The organism is Haloarcula sp. CBA1131 (assembly GCF_008728975.1).
Classification (GTDB): domain Archaea; phylum Halobacteriota; class Halobacteria; order Halobacteriales; family Haloarculaceae; genus Haloarcula; species Haloarcula hispanica.
Genome location: NZ_RPCY01000001.1, coordinates 1,538,833 through 1,552,749 on the forward strand (window position 1 = coordinate 1,538,833; position 13,917 = coordinate 1,552,749).

Sequence of the window (13,917 nt, forward strand, 5' to 3'; positions counted from 1 at the left end):
ATGCGGCGGCTGACCGGCGGGGTCGGCCATGACCTGGTCGGGCCGAACGCGACCGCGACGAACGGCGGCGGCGATTGCCGTCGCGCTCGCCTCGACGGCCGCGATAGCCGCAGCCCCGACGCCGCCCGGACTCGATATCGCCGCCCAGTACGCGCTGGCGACCATGGCCTTTGCGGCGATTCTCTGGGTCACGGACGCCCTGCCGCTCCCGGTAACGGCGCTGCTGATACCGGTGTTGCTGACAGTGTTCGGTATCTACACCGAGATGGAGGCCGCGCTATCGGGCTTTGCCGACCCGCTCATCTACCTGTTCGTGGCGGGGTTCATGCTCGCGAAGGCGCTCCAGACCCACAACATCGACCGGCGGATCGCCCTGCATCTCATTGGCTGGATGGGGCGCTCACCGCGGCTGCTCATCCTGGCAATCATGGTCGCGACGGCGTTTCTCTCGATGTGGGTGTCGAACACGGCGACAACGGCGATGATGACGCCCGTCGCGCTGGGCGTGCTTGCTGAGGTCGTCGGCCGGGACGTCCCCGACGGCGAGGCGTCGAACATGCGAATCGCGACCTTGCTCGGAACGGCCTACGCGGCAAGCGTCGGCGGGGTTGGCACCCTCATCGGCACGCCGCCAAACGTCGTCGCCGTGGCGTTTCTCGACAGGCTCATCGGCGTCGAGATATCGTTCGTACAGTGGCTGGCCGTCGGGCTCCCCATCGTCGTGTTGACCCTGCCGCTGACGTGGTACGTCCTGACGTTCTGGCTGTATCCCCCGGAAGTCGAAGACGTGAGTGGGGCAAAAGCGCAAGCGAACACGTACCTCGAAGAGGAGGGGCCGCTATCGGCGAGCGGTCGGCGCGCGGCGTACATCTTCGCTGCCACGGCGGGCCTGTGGATCCTCGGTGGGCTCGGGTTCCTGTTCGAGGGACTCCTCCCTGGACCGGTGTTCGTGACGCTGTTCGGCGGCGCGGGCGAAACCGTGTTCGGCCTGACGGGCCATCGCGGCGTCCTGTATCTCGTGGTGGTCGGACTCCTCGCTATCCCGGCACTCGTCCTCTCGGGGGCTGACGACTGGGAGAATCTGGTTGACATCGACTGGGGGACCATTATCCTGTTCGGCGGCGGCATCTCGCTGGCGGACGCGCTGGCCGAAACCGAGGCGACGACGTGGCTGGCACGCACTGTCTTCGACACGCTGATCGGCGCGCCGCTCGCCCTCGTCGTGCTCGCCGTCATCGTCTTCACCGTGCTGGTGACGGAACTGTCCTCGAACACGGCGACGACGACGATACTCGCCCCGGTCCTCATCGGTCTCGGAAGTGTGCTCGCTGGAACACTCGGCGTCGAACCGGTACAGGCTGCCATCACGCTGACCGTTACCGGGGCTGTCGCGGCGAGTTTCGCGTTCGCGCTCCCCGTCGCCACCCCGCCGAACGCTATCGTCTTCGGTAGCGGCCACCTGGAGCAACGGGATATGATTCGGGCCGGCGTCGTACTGAACGTCCTGATGACGCTCGTGTTGACGGCACTCGTCCTCGTTTCCTTCGCGGTCCTCTGGCCCCGCGTACTCTGGTAGGCCGGTCTGCGGTGTCGATCGTTCTTGAGGAAGTACTTCTACGTATACGTCCTACCTCGCCACACTATCCTTAACATTTAATAGGGTATGTCACAACGGAACGTACAGGCCGTGTATCATTGATACACGGGCGTAAACCGACCTATGACTGGAAAACAAGACCGACGCGCGTTTCTGAAGGTGGCAGGAAGTACAGGTGTCCTCGGACTGACCGGCCTCGCTGGCTGTTCCGGTGACGGTGGCGACGGTAGTAGTGACGGGGGCGATGGCGGTGGTGGCGGTGACGGTAGTGACGGCGGGTCCACCGGGGATAGCGATGGCGGGATGAACGTCATCAAGCTCGGCGGTTCGATGAGTCTCACTGGGGACAACGCCGACCTCGGCCAGCTGTATAAAGACGCCTACGAGCTGACCATCCAGCGCATTAATGAGTCCGGCGGGGTTGAGGCCGGGGACGGCAACACCTACGAACTGGAGATGATTCTCCGTGACGACGGGACAGACGCCTCCCAGTCGAAGTCTATCTACCAGGAACTCATCGACCGCGAGGGCATCGACTACCTGCTCGGACCGTACTCCAGTACGGTGACCCTGCCCGCCAGCGCCGTGGCCGCACAGAACCAGAAGCCGATGGTCGAGGGCGGCGGTGCGAGCCCGGAGATATTCGCACAGGGCAACGAGTGGATCTTCGGCCTCCTGCCGACGGCGAACAAGTACGCCAAGAGCTACATCGACATGTGCCTCGCGCAGGACTCGACGCCGGAGTCCATCGCGATCCTCGCGGAAGACGGCACGTTCAGCCAGTCGACCGCGGAGGGCGCACGTAACAAAATCAGCAACACGGATTTGGAACTGGTTGTCGACCAGACGTTCCCCTCGGACACGTCGGACCTCTCGACCAACCTCGGAAAGGTTCGGGACAGCGAGGCCGACATCCTCCTGCTGTGTGCCCACCAGAAGCACAACATCATCCTGGCCAACCAGATGGAGAGCCAGGATGTCAACGTCGACGCGGCGATGGGGACCGTCGGAAGCCTCAACGAATCGTTCAAAGACGAGGCCGGCGCGAACGGCGACTACATGTACGGGCCGTCCTCGTGGGCAGTCAACGCCGATTTCGACGACCCGGTGTATGGCAAGACCGGGGACTTTGTCTCGGCCATCGAGGAGAACTACGACTACACGCCGGACTACCACAGTGCGGCCGGTGAAGCCGTCATCCTCACGTACATGAACGCCTTCCAGAACGTCGACGAACTCAACCCGACGGCGGTCCGGGACCACATTCGACAGGCCGAGTTCTCGACGGTGTACGGCACCGTCGCCTTCGACGATAGCGGCGTCATCGACAAGAACATGCTAGTCTACCAGTGGCAGCCCGACCCTGGCCTCCAGATAACGTACCCGGAGAACGTGGCACAGTCGGAACCGATCTACCCGATGCCTGACTGGAGCGAGCGCTGAGAGCGATGGCTGCCACCCAATTCGTCGTCAACGGCCTGCTGGTCGGGGCACTGTTTGCAGGCGTGGCGGTCGGATTCGCGCTCATCTGGGGCGTCGTCGACATCATCAACCTCGCCCACGGCGAGATGGTGATGCTCGGTGGATACACCTCCTACTGGGTGCTGACGCTGGTCACCGGGAACGCGGAGGGGTCACCACTCCTGTTTCTGGCGACCATCCCGGTCGCCATCGCCGTGCTGTTCGGCATCGGGTACGCGCTCCAGCGGACGCTGGTTTCACGGGTCATCGGAACCGACATCTTCCTCACGCTGCTGGTGACCTTCGGCGCGAGCATCGCCATCCAGCAACTGGCGATACAGGCGTGGTCGGCGAACCCGCGGTCGATTCAGGTCAGCTTCGCGGACCCGTCGATGAACCTCGCTGGCATCGTCGTCCCGAAGATGAAACTCGTCGCCTTCGCCGGCGCGCTCGTCCTCACCGCGCTCATGTACGTGTTCCTCCAGAAAACGCGAACCGGACGAGCGATACGGGCCGTCTCGCAGAACCCCGAGGCCGCGGCGCTGGTCGGCATCGACGTCGAACACACCCGCGCGGTGACCTTCGGCGTCTCATCGGCTATTGCCGGCGGTATCGGCGCGTTCATCGCCGTCATCCTGAACATCCAGCCACAGATGGGGCTCATCTACACGCTCAAGAGCTTCATCATCGTGGTGTTTGGCGGCGTCGGGAGCATCCCCGGCGCACTCATCGGGGGCCTGTTGCTCGGGTCGGTCGAGGAACTGGTCGCGGGCTTTATTTCCTCTCAGTGGACGCTCGCTGTGAGCTTCTCGCTGCTCATCGTCTTGCTCATCCTCAAACCGAGGGGCCTGTTCGGCCAGGGGGCTGAACAATGAGCACGACCGACGAGGATTCGAGCGGCGTCCTGCGGTCGATCCTCCCGCCGGAACAGGTCGATCGGTTCCTCGGGACCTGTGACGACTACGGCTGGGCGCTCCTCGGTCTTGGGACGCTGATTGCGGCTTCGTTCCCCGTGCTCGGACTGGAGGGGGGCTACTTCATGACAGTGCTGTCCGAGATGTTCCTGTTCGCCATCCTGGCGCTGTCCTGGGACATCGTCGGCGGACAGACCGGCTATCCCAGTTTCGGAAACATGGCCTTCTTCGGTATCGGGGCGTACGCGACGGCTATCCTGACGAAAGACTTCGCTGTCGCGTTCCCGGTCGCGTTCCTGCTGGCCGGCTTGCTCGCCGTCACCTTCGCAGCCATCATCGGCATCGTCGTGCTCCGACTCCGCGGCCACTACTTCGCCATCGCGACGCTGGGCGTCCTGCTGGTCGCCCAGCAGGTCTCTCGCATCCTCGACATCACCGGTGGCGCCAGCGGGAAGATACTGCTGGAGACGCCCTCGGCCGAGACCTTCTACTACCTGTTCCTGGGCGTTCTCGTGGTCGAGATGGCGCTCGTCTACTACCTCTCCGGGACGCGATTCGGCTTCGTTCTGAACGCCATCCGCGACGACGAGGAGAAGGCCACGGCGATGGGGTTCAACACCACCTACTACAAGACGGCCGCGTGGATGCTGGCCGGCCTGTTCACGGGCTTTGCCGGTGCGGCGTACAGCCTGTTCAACACGTTCATCGACCCCCAGACGGCCTACAACGGCGCGTGGAACGTGGAGCTGATCGCGATGGCGCTGCTTGGCGGGTCCGGCACCGTCGCTGGCCCCGTCATCGGTGCGTTCGGCCTCCACACCATCATCGAACTCGTGGAGACGTACGCCGTTGGGTGGCAGCTGGTCCTGCTTGGTGGAGCCGTCATCGTCACGGTCATCGGCTTCCCCAAGGGCGTCGTCGGAACGCTCAGCGAATACGCCAGCCAGATGGACTACTACAAGCACGGCGGCATGGCCGCCACGGACACTGACGACCAGGAGGTGAACGCCGATGAGTAAAGCGGACAGCGGTTCGACAGCTGTCACGGACAGCGACCGTGCGGTGTTGCGGACCGACGGCGTCACGAAGCGCTTCGGCGGCCTGACCGCCGTCGACGACGTGGATATCGAGATACACAGCGGCGAAATCGTCGGCCTCATCGGGCCGAACGGTGCCGGCAAGTCCACGCTGTTCAACTGCATCACCGGGACGCTGACGCCCGACGAGGGCCGGGTCTACCTGCAAGGCGAGGACGTGACGGACTGGCCCGAGCACAAGATCGCGCGGGCCGGCCTGGGGCGCATGTTCCAGGAAACCCGGATCTTCGGCGACATGACCGTCCGCGAGAACCTGCTGCTTGCGGCCCAGGAGGGCGGCGCGAACGTCGGTAGTCTCCTGCGCCGCCCGGATAGCTCGCTGCTCTCCCGGACGGACGAACTGCTTGACTACGTTGACCTCGGGGGGCTATCGGAGACCCGCGCCGGACGGATGAGCTTCGGCCAACAGAAGCTACTGGAGTTCGCCATGGAGCTGATGTCGGAGCCCGAAATCCTGCTGATGGACGAACCGGCAGGCGGCATCAACCCCTCGATGCTGGGGAACCTCATCGAGTACATCCGTAACGCCAACGAGGAGCAGGAGTCGACCATCTTCCTCATCGAACACAACATGGACTTCGTCATGGACATCGCCGACCGCATCTACGTCCTGGCCCACGGCGAGCGCATCGCCAACGGGACGCCCGAAGAGATTCAGAACGACCAGCGCGTACTCGACGCGTACCTCGGGAGAGAGTGAGTATGGCATCAACACCAGACGCAACGAGCGACCCGACCGAGGACCCGGTGCTCCGGATGGAAAACGTCACGGCCGGCTACGGCAACACCACCGTGTTGCACGACGTGAGCATCGCCGTCGAGGACGAACAGGTCGCCTGCCTTATCGGTCCGAACGGCTCCGGGAAGTCCACCCTCATGAAGAGCATCTACGGGTTCGCGGATGTCCAGTCCGGGACGGTGTCGTTCCGCGGCCAGGAGATCACCGGCCGGTCGCCCCAGCAGAACCTCGCCAACGGGATGAGCTACGTCCTGCAGGACGCCAGCGTCTTTCCGGGGATGAGTGTCCACGAGAACATGCTGATGGGCGGCTACGTGTTCAACGACGACGACCGCGCCGCTGCCCGCGCCGAGGAACTGTACGAGGAGTTCCCAGTGCTCGCCGACCTCCGGAGCCAGTCAGCCGGTACTCTCTCGGGCGGCCAGCGTCGCCTGCTGGAATTGGCCCGCGCGCTGATGGTCGAACCGGACGTGATGATGCTCGACGAGCCGTCTATCGGACTCGAGCCGCGGTTCATCGACGACGTATTCGAGCGCATCGAGCAACTCAACGACCTCGGAACGACCATCCTGCTCGTCGAACAGAACGCTGAAAAGGGCCTCTCTATCGCCGACCGCGGCTTCGTGCTCGCGAGCGGGGAAATCAAGTTCACCGGCACGGGGACCGAACTGCTTAACGACGAGGAAGTCGGACGCTTGTATCTAGGAGGGTAAAATATGTACACAATACTCGTCCCCGTCGACGCCGATGAGGACCGCGCCCGCGGCCAGGCCGCCTTCGTCGCGGAGCTACCGGCTGCTGAGACCGACGTCGAGGCCGTGATCACGCACGCACTGACCAAGGAAGAGGCGGAAGCGCCCGAGGAGATACGCAACGTCGAGCGGATCTCGACAGTGCGCCTCGTGCGTGACTACCTCGAAGACCACGACGTCGATGTCCAGCTGGCTGAGGGTCAGCAGCCGCCTGCGGACGGCATCATCGATCTGGCCGAGGAGTTCGATGTCGACCAGATCGTCATGGGGTCCAGAAAGCGGTCGCCGACCGGTAAGGCCGTGTTCGGGAGCGTCTCCCAGCAGGTCCTGCTCGAGGCGGACGACCCGGTCACCGTCGTCGGGTCCCGAGCGGAGTGAGAACGTCTCTCTCGGTGGTCCCGATTCGCAATCCTTATTGCGGTTATGCGTCCAACAACTGATGTACGCGAGTACGGCGCCGGTGTAGCTCAGACTGGCAGAGCGAATCCTTCGTAAGGATTAGGCCGAGGGTTCAAATCCCTCCACCGGCTTCCCTTTTCGAATGCCGTTCTGCGAGTTAGCCGCGTTCTCTACCGAAGACGACTTGTCGGCAGCCGTAGGTGTTGCGTCGCTATCCCGACGGTGCTCCGTGAGCCGCATAAAAACGACCCTCATCAGTGATGCGATATGGCGACGGGCTGCTGGACGGTACTTCTAGCCGTAAACGATGGGCACACAGTACGGATTACCGGCGGGTACTGCGGTGTACGGGCGAGAGCGGCACGACAGACACACTTGCGGACAGTTAGACGGAGTGTGGGTCTGATGGATTTCAGAAACGCCTGGCATCGCGCCACCGACGAAGACGTCTGTTGCATCGCCTGCGGTGAAACGGTCGCCCGGTCGGATGCCCGGGAATACGACAAGTACGGGGACCGCTGGAACCGCGACGGCAAGTCCTTCGAGTTCCTGTGCAAGCCCTGCTACAAGGAGTGCTGGCACGTCGACCGGAGCGGGCTGGAAGACCGACTCGAAGCGGCCGGTGCCGGGACCGTGAGCCGGGACGCGTTTCTCAGGTGCTATCACGACCTGGCCGAGGACGCGGAACAGACTCGCGCCGACGGTCGGTGAGCCGAAAGAAGGGTGCCCTGTCCGGCGATACGACACCGCAACACAGGCCATTCAGGGCGTGATGACTGCCCGACCGTCGATCTCTCGGTCTTCGAGCATCTGTGCGACGGTGTTTACCTCGCCCAGGTCGTACTGGGTCGTGTGCAGGTCGACCGCGCCGCGCTCGACAAGCGCGACCAGTTCCTGCAGCTCGGTGTACTGGCCGACGATGTTGCCCTGATAGGCGAACTCGCCGTTTACGAGCGCCTGTGCGGGTTCGTGGATGTGGCCGCCGTAGCCGATGATGTGGTGGTCGCCGCCGGCGGCACAGATATCGGGCGCGAGCGCCGTCGTCTCGTCGGCCCCGACGAAATCGAGCACCTGCGCCGCGCCGACGCCGTCGCTGATGGCCTCGACCTCGCTGGCGACGTCTTCGCTTTCGGGGTCGATGGTGTAGTGTGCGCCGAGGTCGTCAGCGAGGTCGCGGGCGGACTGCTTGATGTCGACGGCGATGAGGTTGGCGGCACACATCGCGTCGAGACACTGGAGACCGATGTGTCCGAGCCCGCCGATACCGATGACGACCGCAGTGTCGCCCGGATTGAGTCCGTCGACGGCTTTCTTCGCCGCGTGGTAGGCCGTGATACCGGCGTCGGCGTGCGGGGCGATGTCGGCCGGGTCAACGCCCCCGGGCAGCGGGATGACCGACCGGTCGCTGGTCAGTAGCTGGTCGGCGAAGCCGCCGTCGGTCGTCAGGCCGTTGAACGCGTCGTTCTCGCAGTACATCGTCTCACCTTGCCGGCACGGTCGGCAGGTGCCACAGGTCTGGACCGGATGACAGATGACCTGGTCGCCTTCCGAGACGATATCGACGTCGTCGCCGGTCTCGACGACTGTCCCGGCGTTCTCGTGGCCCAGCGTCATCGGGAGGTCCTGCGGGACGTACTGGTCCCACATCCCCTCGATGATGTGATTGTCAGTCTGGCACCAGCCGGCCCCTTCGACCTCGACGATGACGTCGTCCCCCGACGCGACCTGTGGTGCGTCCACCTCGTCTATCGAAAGCCCGTTCGACATGTCGTGCGTGTACTCGTGGAGTCTGGCTGCGCGCATCGTTCTGTATCCGGGCGAAACGACATTAAACATCCATTATAAAATATCATATATATATATTGTAGTATCGCCCGTTCCACTGTCTGAGAAGAGTATCAGCCACCCGGCCAGCGTCTGTAGACTCCGAATCCGGGTGCAAGGAACGATGCGTGTGGTGACGCCCTCAGCTACACAGACTACCGGCTGTCATCTCGTGGAGAATATTGCTACCCCGAGGTAGCGAGTATCTTCAGGGAGGTACAGCCGACAGTCTCAGTCCCGACTGGCCAGCAGTGCGGCCCCGAGCAGCGCCACGACGGCGACGGGAATCCCCATTCCGGGGCCGAAGGCCGACGACGGTGCGGGGCTGGTCGCGCGGATCGGTTCCTCGACCGGTTCGTCAGCCTCGTACTCCCAGACAGCGGTCTCGTTCCGAACGATATCAGCGTTCGAGGACGAGACGTCGGCGGGCATCGTCAGCTGGTACTCGACTGCGACGCCATCGCCGAAGGCCACGTCGGTATCCTCGTTCGCAGTGACGAACGTCCGGTCTTCGTACGTGACGTTGCCCCCGCTAGCGTTGACCGACACGTCGCTTTCCGGGCCGGGGTTCCAGTCCGTGAACGTCATCGAGAGCGTGACGTTCTCACCCTCAAGCTCTTGTTCGTACGTGTGATTCGCCATCCGACTGGTGTTCACGTCGGCCAGGAGATATCCTTCAACCGAGTCATAGCCCTCTTGCTGGGCCTGGCTCTGGAGGCCGTCGTACACCGACGGGGACATGTCGAGAGTCAGGTCGTACTCCGAAACTGTGCCGTCTCCGGCCACTGTCGAGTCAACCGTCGCCGTCACACAGCCGGAGAGGACGACGAGGGCAGCGAGACCGATCGCAGGGACAATCCGATTCATACCTCACCGAATCGGGTCAGATGGGATAAGCCTTGTTACCGGAGCCGATACGGCTCAATGTGTGAGGACCAGTAGCTGGTCGTCAGTCCGAACCAGACAGAAGGGGGACCCGGGGTCTCCGAAAGTGTTCGTCCGCTTTTCGCTGATAAAGAGCGTCTCGAACTCGTTGCCACAGGCCGGACAGGCGAACCCCTTCCGGTTCGACAGCGTCATCGTCCCGCGGTCGTCTTTCAGCAGCTTGAGTCCGTGTCGGTACTCGTGGACGTCGAAGCTCCCGCTGACGTCTAGCCGGTCCATGCGTGTGAAACGAGTGTCGGCCGTCTAAAACTCGTCGGCGATCTACACCAGGTTCGCGCCCATGTAGAGCACGACGACGAGGAAGATCCAGACGATGTCGACGAAGTGCCAGTACATCGACGCTGTCGAGACGGAGGTGTGCCGTTCAGCCGAGTACTGACCGTAGTACGCGCGGACGAAGACGATACCCAGAAGCACGGCCCCCATCGTGACGTGGAGGCCGTGGAGTCCCGTCAGACCGTAGAAGGCGGAGCCGTAGATGCCGCCACCGATGCTGAAGCCCTTGTGCACGATGAACTCGTAGTACTCGTACACCTGCCCGCCGATGAAGACGATGCCCAGCAGCAGCGTCGCGCCCAGCAGCTTCAGGAACCGGCTTCGGTTTCCGTTCCGGAGCGCGATGTGGCTGTAGTGAAGCGTCACCGAGCTGGCGATCAGAATCAGCGTGTTGACGATCACCAGCGAGCCGAACACCTCTGGCACTGCCGCCTGCGCCCAGACTTCGCCGCCACGCACGATGAAGTAGTACACGAAGCCAGCGCCGAAGGTGGCGATTTCGCTCCCGAGGAACAGGAGCATGGCGAACTTCAGCGTCTTGTCTGAGTGGTAGTCCGTCCCGCGCTCCCAGAAGTCCGAGACGAAGGCGTGGTACAGCCAGCCGTAGATGCCGACGAGGAAGAGGCCGACACTCCCGGCCATCGCTCCCGCCCCGACCGTCTGGCTGACAAGTGCGTTCTCGCCCATCGAAAGCACGAGCAGGGCCGCGCTGACGTAGATGCCCGAACCACCGATCGCCGTCACAAAGGGCCACCAGCTGGCCTCGCCGAACCCGTGGGGCCAGTCCTCCGTCGCCGGGAGGTGGTGCTCCCCGTGCCCGTCGTCCGCGTGTTCATCGGAGACACTCATACTAGGGCCCTTGCGAACGGAATACTAAAAGCCCATCCAATTCACTGCGGATTGGTCCGGTTCCGTCTCTGAATGGCCCGCCGGCATCCCGGAAGCTACACGGGGGCGAAGGCCCAACTGCCGACGATGACATCTGGGAGGCGTCGTACGGTCGCGCTGGTGGTGTGTGGGCTGGGCTGGCTGGCCGCGACGGGAACAGCGAGCGCACACGGCGGCAGTCTCGCCGGCGGCGGGCGCGAATCGCTGACGATACCGACGTGGCTCTTCCTGAGTACCGGTGGTGCGGCCGTCGGCGCGTCGTTCCTGCTGGCCTCGTTCGTCACCGACCGGGCGTTCGTCGAGCGCATCCACGACTGGGGGCGGCCGCTGTCGGGCGACTACGAGCGTGTCCTAAAGCTCGCCGGCCAACTCCTCGGGCTCGCCGGACTCGCCGCGGTGTTCGTCGTCGGCTTCCTCGGACCGACGAACGCCCGGACGAACCTCGCGATACTGCTCGTCTGGGTCGGCTGGTGGGCCGGGCTGGCGATGACGACATACCTCCTGGGCAACGCCTGGGCGACGCTCAATCCGTTCAAGACGCTCGCCGACCTCCTCCCGACGCTCGACCGCACCTACCCCGCCCGCGTCGGGTCGTGGCCCGCTGTCGGCGGTCTGCTCGTGCTGGTGTGGGTTGAGGTGGTCAGCCCGCTCGCCGACCAGCCGCGACTGCTCGCGTCGGTCGTCGCCGGCTACTCGGTGCTGACGCTCGCGGGCGCGCTCGTGTTCGGACCCGAGGACTGGTTCGCTCACGCCGACCCGGTGGAGCGGGTGTTCCGCTACTACGGTCGCTTTGCGCCCATCGGCCGCGACGAGGGGGGACTCCGACTTCGGCTCCCCGGAATGGACCTCTCGACGCCGCGGCTGGTCGACGGCCCCGACGAGGTGGCGTTCGTGGTCGCCCTGCTGTGGGTCACGACCTACGACGGGCTGGTCACGACGCCGGCCTGGCGGGACCTGACGACACCACTCGTCGACGCCGGCGTCCCGCCGCATTTCCTGTATCCGGTCGCGCTCGGGATCGGCTTCGCCGGCTTCCTCGGCGTGTATCGACTCGCGGTCCGGCTCTCCCGTGATATGTCGGACACGTATCTGGCTCCGGCAGTGCTCGCACAGCGGTTCGCGCCGCCGCTTATCGCGATCGCCGTCGGCTACCACTTCGCGCACTACCTCGGGTACTTCCTCGTACTCGCACCTTCGCTGGCCGTCGTGCTCACGTCGCCGTTCGCGGACCCGGCAGTAGTGCCGACCATCGAACTACCGGATTGGTTCGGCGCGATTGCGCTCGCGTCGGTCATCGTCGGTCATCTGGTCGCTATCTGGGTGGCCCACGCCGCCGCGTACGACCTGTTTCCCGCACGACTACAGGCGATTCGGTCGCAGTACCCCTTCATCGCGGTCATGGTGTTCTACACGATGACAAGCCTCTGGGTCGTCTCTCAGCCGGAGGTGGCACTCCCCCATCTATGACTGACACAGCAACCCAGACGGCGGCTGATACGGCAGCGACAAGCACCGATGACGGAGCAGCCTACGACGTCCCGGCCGACGCCACGGCCTACACCTGTGCGTACTGCGGCCGGCCGTTCGCCCGCGAGTCATGGCTCGCGCTCCACCGCGGTCTGGCCCATCCCAACGAACTCGACGACGCGGAGATCGAGGCCTTCCGGGCGGCTCACGACGACGAGGAGGAGTCGCTTTCGACGTTCCGACTCCAGGCGCTGGGCGCGCTTGTGCTCATCTACTTCGGTCTCCTGATGATCTACGCGCTCGTGTGAGCTCCACTCGGCCTGGTGACCGCACCGACAACGGGCGGGAAGCGAAGCGTTGATGGGTCGGAGGCGACCAAACAGTGGGTATGGACCTTCGCGTTATCGACAAATCCGACACGGAACTCTCTATCGAAATCGCCGGTGAGGACCACACGTTCATGAACGTCATCAAGGGGGCGCTACTGGAGACAGAAGGCGTCACGGCGGCGACCTACGACGTGAACCCGGAACAGTCCGGTGGCCAGACGGACCCGGTCCTGACCATCAAAACTGAGGATGGCGTCGACGCGCTCGAAGCTCTCGAAGACGGGACTGACGCCGTCATCGAGAAGGCGGACAACTTCACTGACGCGTTCGAAGCCGCCGCGTAGTTCTAACAGAGTACGTACGTGACGAACACGCGTTCGTCCGGACCGACGTGGATATCGAGGCCGATCAGTCCGGCGTCCGACGTCCGAAGCCTGTTACCTCGCTCGATGTAACTGTCGACGAGCGCGGTCGCCAGCGCTGTCTCGTTCTCGAACTGGTCGAGTGACTGTGGCGTCCGGTCGTAGGCCACCTCGTAGCTGACCACGACTGGGCGGTCACAGGGGAGCGGGAACCGGGATACTCCCTCTCGCGTGGGCCGCTCCGCGTTGTCGTATCGCGCATCGACGCGGCCCTTGTTGTAGTAGGCCGCGGCGTCGTCGATGGTCGCGTTCCGCGAGACCGTTCCACCGCCGACGCCCGACCGCCGGACGTTGTACACGTCGACGTAGGTGTCCTCGACCTCGGCGAGCGAGAGCGAGTCGACGGTGTCGCCGCTGCCGGCAGGGGACGCGATCGACGGTGGGCCGGTGGGAGTTTCGGCGGCAAAGCCCGGCAACGTGATACCGCCCACAGCAGCGAGCACGATGAGGCCGAGCAGCAGTGCCACGGCGGCGTAGCCGATCGCGTACTTCGTTTCGAGCACGTCCAGCCAGCCGGTCTGTATCTCATCGAGCGGATCGTCCTCCGGCGGCCCCGTCCGCCGCTCGAAGTTACTCCCGCCACAGCGTTTGCACGGCGGGGAGTTCTTCTGGTGCTGGCGACCGCAGTCCAGACAGACCCATCTGGGCCCGCCCTCGACGACCGCTTCGTTGACCTGCGTCACGGCCTCCTCGAAGGAACCGTGCCCGCAGTTGTCACACGGCGGGTCGTCCTCCTCGTGGGGTTTGCCACACCATTCACACCGCCATTTCATTGTTGATTCTCCGTGTTGGGCGAATAAAACCTGC

16 protein-coding genes and 1 tRNA gene are annotated in these 13,917 nt (G+C 64.1%); 12 read left to right on the top strand and 5 right to left on the bottom strand.

Going from position 1 to position 13,917, the window contains the following annotated elements:
* Positions 1 to 28 precede the first annotated feature (28 nt).
* From Har1131_RS07925 to Har1131_RS07965, 9 genes are all read left to right on the top strand, one after another.
* Positions 29 to 1,576, top strand: coding sequence for a DASS family sodium-coupled anion symporter (locus Har1131_RS07925; protein ID WP_151145856.1), 1,548 nt, complete (start codon positions 29 to 31; stop codon positions 1,574 to 1,576).
* A gap of 144 nt (positions 1,577 to 1,720) precedes the next feature.
* Positions 1,721 to 3,040 (top strand): amino acid ABC transporter substrate-binding protein, encoded by a 1,320-nt coding sequence (locus Har1131_RS07930; protein WP_151145859.1) that lies wholly within the window; start codon positions 1,721 to 1,723, stop codon positions 3,038 to 3,040.
* Between the two features lie 5 nt (positions 3,041 to 3,045).
* Positions 3,046 to 3,933: a branched-chain amino acid ABC transporter permease gene (locus Har1131_RS07935; protein ID WP_151145862.1), complete on the top strand. Its 888-nt coding sequence runs from the start codon at positions 3,046 to 3,048 to the stop codon at positions 3,931 to 3,933.
* Entirely contained in the window at positions 3,930 to 4,991 is a 1,062-nt protein-coding gene (locus tag Har1131_RS07940) for a branched-chain amino acid ABC transporter permease (RefSeq protein ID WP_014040744.1), read from the top strand. The genes Har1131_RS07935 and Har1131_RS07940 overlap by 4 nt, the downstream gene beginning before the upstream one ends.
* Entirely contained in the window at positions 4,984 to 5,769 is a 786-nt protein-coding gene (locus Har1131_RS07945) for an ABC transporter ATP-binding protein (RefSeq protein ID WP_146417143.1), read from the top strand. The genes Har1131_RS07940 and Har1131_RS07945 overlap by 8 nt, the downstream gene beginning before the upstream one ends.
* 2 nt (positions 5,770 to 5,771) lie before the next feature.
* A complete protein-coding gene (locus Har1131_RS07950) occupies positions 5,772 to 6,521 on the top strand; it encodes an ABC transporter ATP-binding protein (RefSeq protein ID WP_014040742.1) in 750 nt (249 codons plus the stop codon).
* A 3-nt stretch (positions 6,522 to 6,524) separates the two neighbouring features.
* Positions 6,525 to 6,938: a universal stress protein gene (locus tag Har1131_RS07955; protein ID WP_014040741.1), complete on the top strand. Its 414-nt coding sequence runs from the start codon at positions 6,525 to 6,527 to the stop codon at positions 6,936 to 6,938.
* Between the two features lie 78 nt (positions 6,939 to 7,016).
* A tRNA-Thr gene (locus Har1131_RS07960) sits at positions 7,017 to 7,090 on the top strand.
* A gap of 274 nt (positions 7,091 to 7,364) precedes the next feature.
* Complete coding sequence (locus Har1131_RS07965; protein WP_151103540.1) at positions 7,365 to 7,670, top strand: hypothetical protein; 306 nt, start codon at positions 7,365 to 7,367, stop codon at positions 7,668 to 7,670.
* A gap of 51 nt (positions 7,671 to 7,721) precedes the next feature.
* On the opposite strand, the gene Har1131_RS07970 is transcribed toward Har1131_RS07965, so the two are convergent.
* The 4 genes from Har1131_RS07970 to Har1131_RS07985 all read right to left on the bottom strand — a co-directional run bounded on the left by Har1131_RS07970 (position 7,722) and on the right by Har1131_RS07985 (position 10,853).
* Positions 7,722 to 8,762 (bottom strand): NAD(P)-dependent alcohol dehydrogenase, encoded by a 1,041-nt coding sequence (locus tag Har1131_RS07970; RefSeq protein ID WP_151145865.1) that lies wholly within the window; start codon positions 8,760 to 8,762, stop codon positions 7,722 to 7,724.
* Positions 8,763 to 9,014: 252 nt separating this feature from the next.
* Positions 9,015 to 9,650 carry a PGF-CTERM sorting domain-containing protein gene (locus Har1131_RS07975; RefSeq protein WP_050036742.1) on the bottom strand — a complete coding sequence of 212 codons (636 nt, stop codon included), beginning with the start codon at positions 9,648 to 9,650 and terminating at the stop codon, positions 9,015 to 9,017.
* A 54-nt stretch (positions 9,651 to 9,704) separates the two neighbouring features.
* Complete coding sequence (locus Har1131_RS07980; protein ID WP_004957007.1) at positions 9,705 to 9,947, bottom strand: hypothetical protein; 243 nt, start codon at positions 9,945 to 9,947, stop codon at positions 9,705 to 9,707.
* Between the two features lie 42 nt (positions 9,948 to 9,989).
* Positions 9,990 to 10,853 (bottom strand): heme-copper oxidase subunit III, encoded by an 864-nt coding sequence (locus tag Har1131_RS07985; RefSeq protein WP_008313149.1) that lies wholly within the window; start codon positions 10,851 to 10,853, stop codon positions 9,990 to 9,992.
* Positions 10,854 to 11,012: 159 nt separating this feature from the next.
* Between Har1131_RS07985 and Har1131_RS07990 the strand changes: the two genes are divergently transcribed.
* From Har1131_RS07990 to Har1131_RS08000, 3 genes are all read left to right on the top strand, one after another.
* Positions 11,013 to 12,359 (top strand): hypothetical protein, encoded by a 1,347-nt coding sequence (locus tag Har1131_RS07990; protein WP_151103947.1) that lies wholly within the window; start codon positions 11,013 to 11,015, stop codon positions 12,357 to 12,359.
* Positions 12,356 to 12,667 (top strand): C2H2-type zinc finger protein, encoded by a 312-nt coding sequence (locus Har1131_RS07995; RefSeq protein WP_129755314.1) that lies wholly within the window; start codon positions 12,356 to 12,358, stop codon positions 12,665 to 12,667. Before Har1131_RS07990 ends, Har1131_RS07995 begins: the two co-directional genes overlap by 4 nt.
* Positions 12,668 to 12,747: 80 nt before the next feature.
* Entirely contained in the window at positions 12,748 to 13,032 is a 285-nt protein-coding gene (locus Har1131_RS08000; RefSeq protein ID WP_050036739.1) for a DNA-directed RNA polymerase subunit L, read from the top strand.
* A gap of 2 nt (positions 13,033 to 13,034) precedes the next feature.
* Here the strand turns inward: Har1131_RS08000 and Har1131_RS08005 are convergent, their stop codons facing one another.
* Positions 13,035 to 13,883 (bottom strand): hypothetical protein, encoded by an 849-nt coding sequence (locus Har1131_RS08005; protein ID WP_050036738.1) that lies wholly within the window; start codon positions 13,881 to 13,883, stop codon positions 13,035 to 13,037.
* Between the last annotated feature and the right edge of the window lie 34 nt (positions 13,884 to 13,917).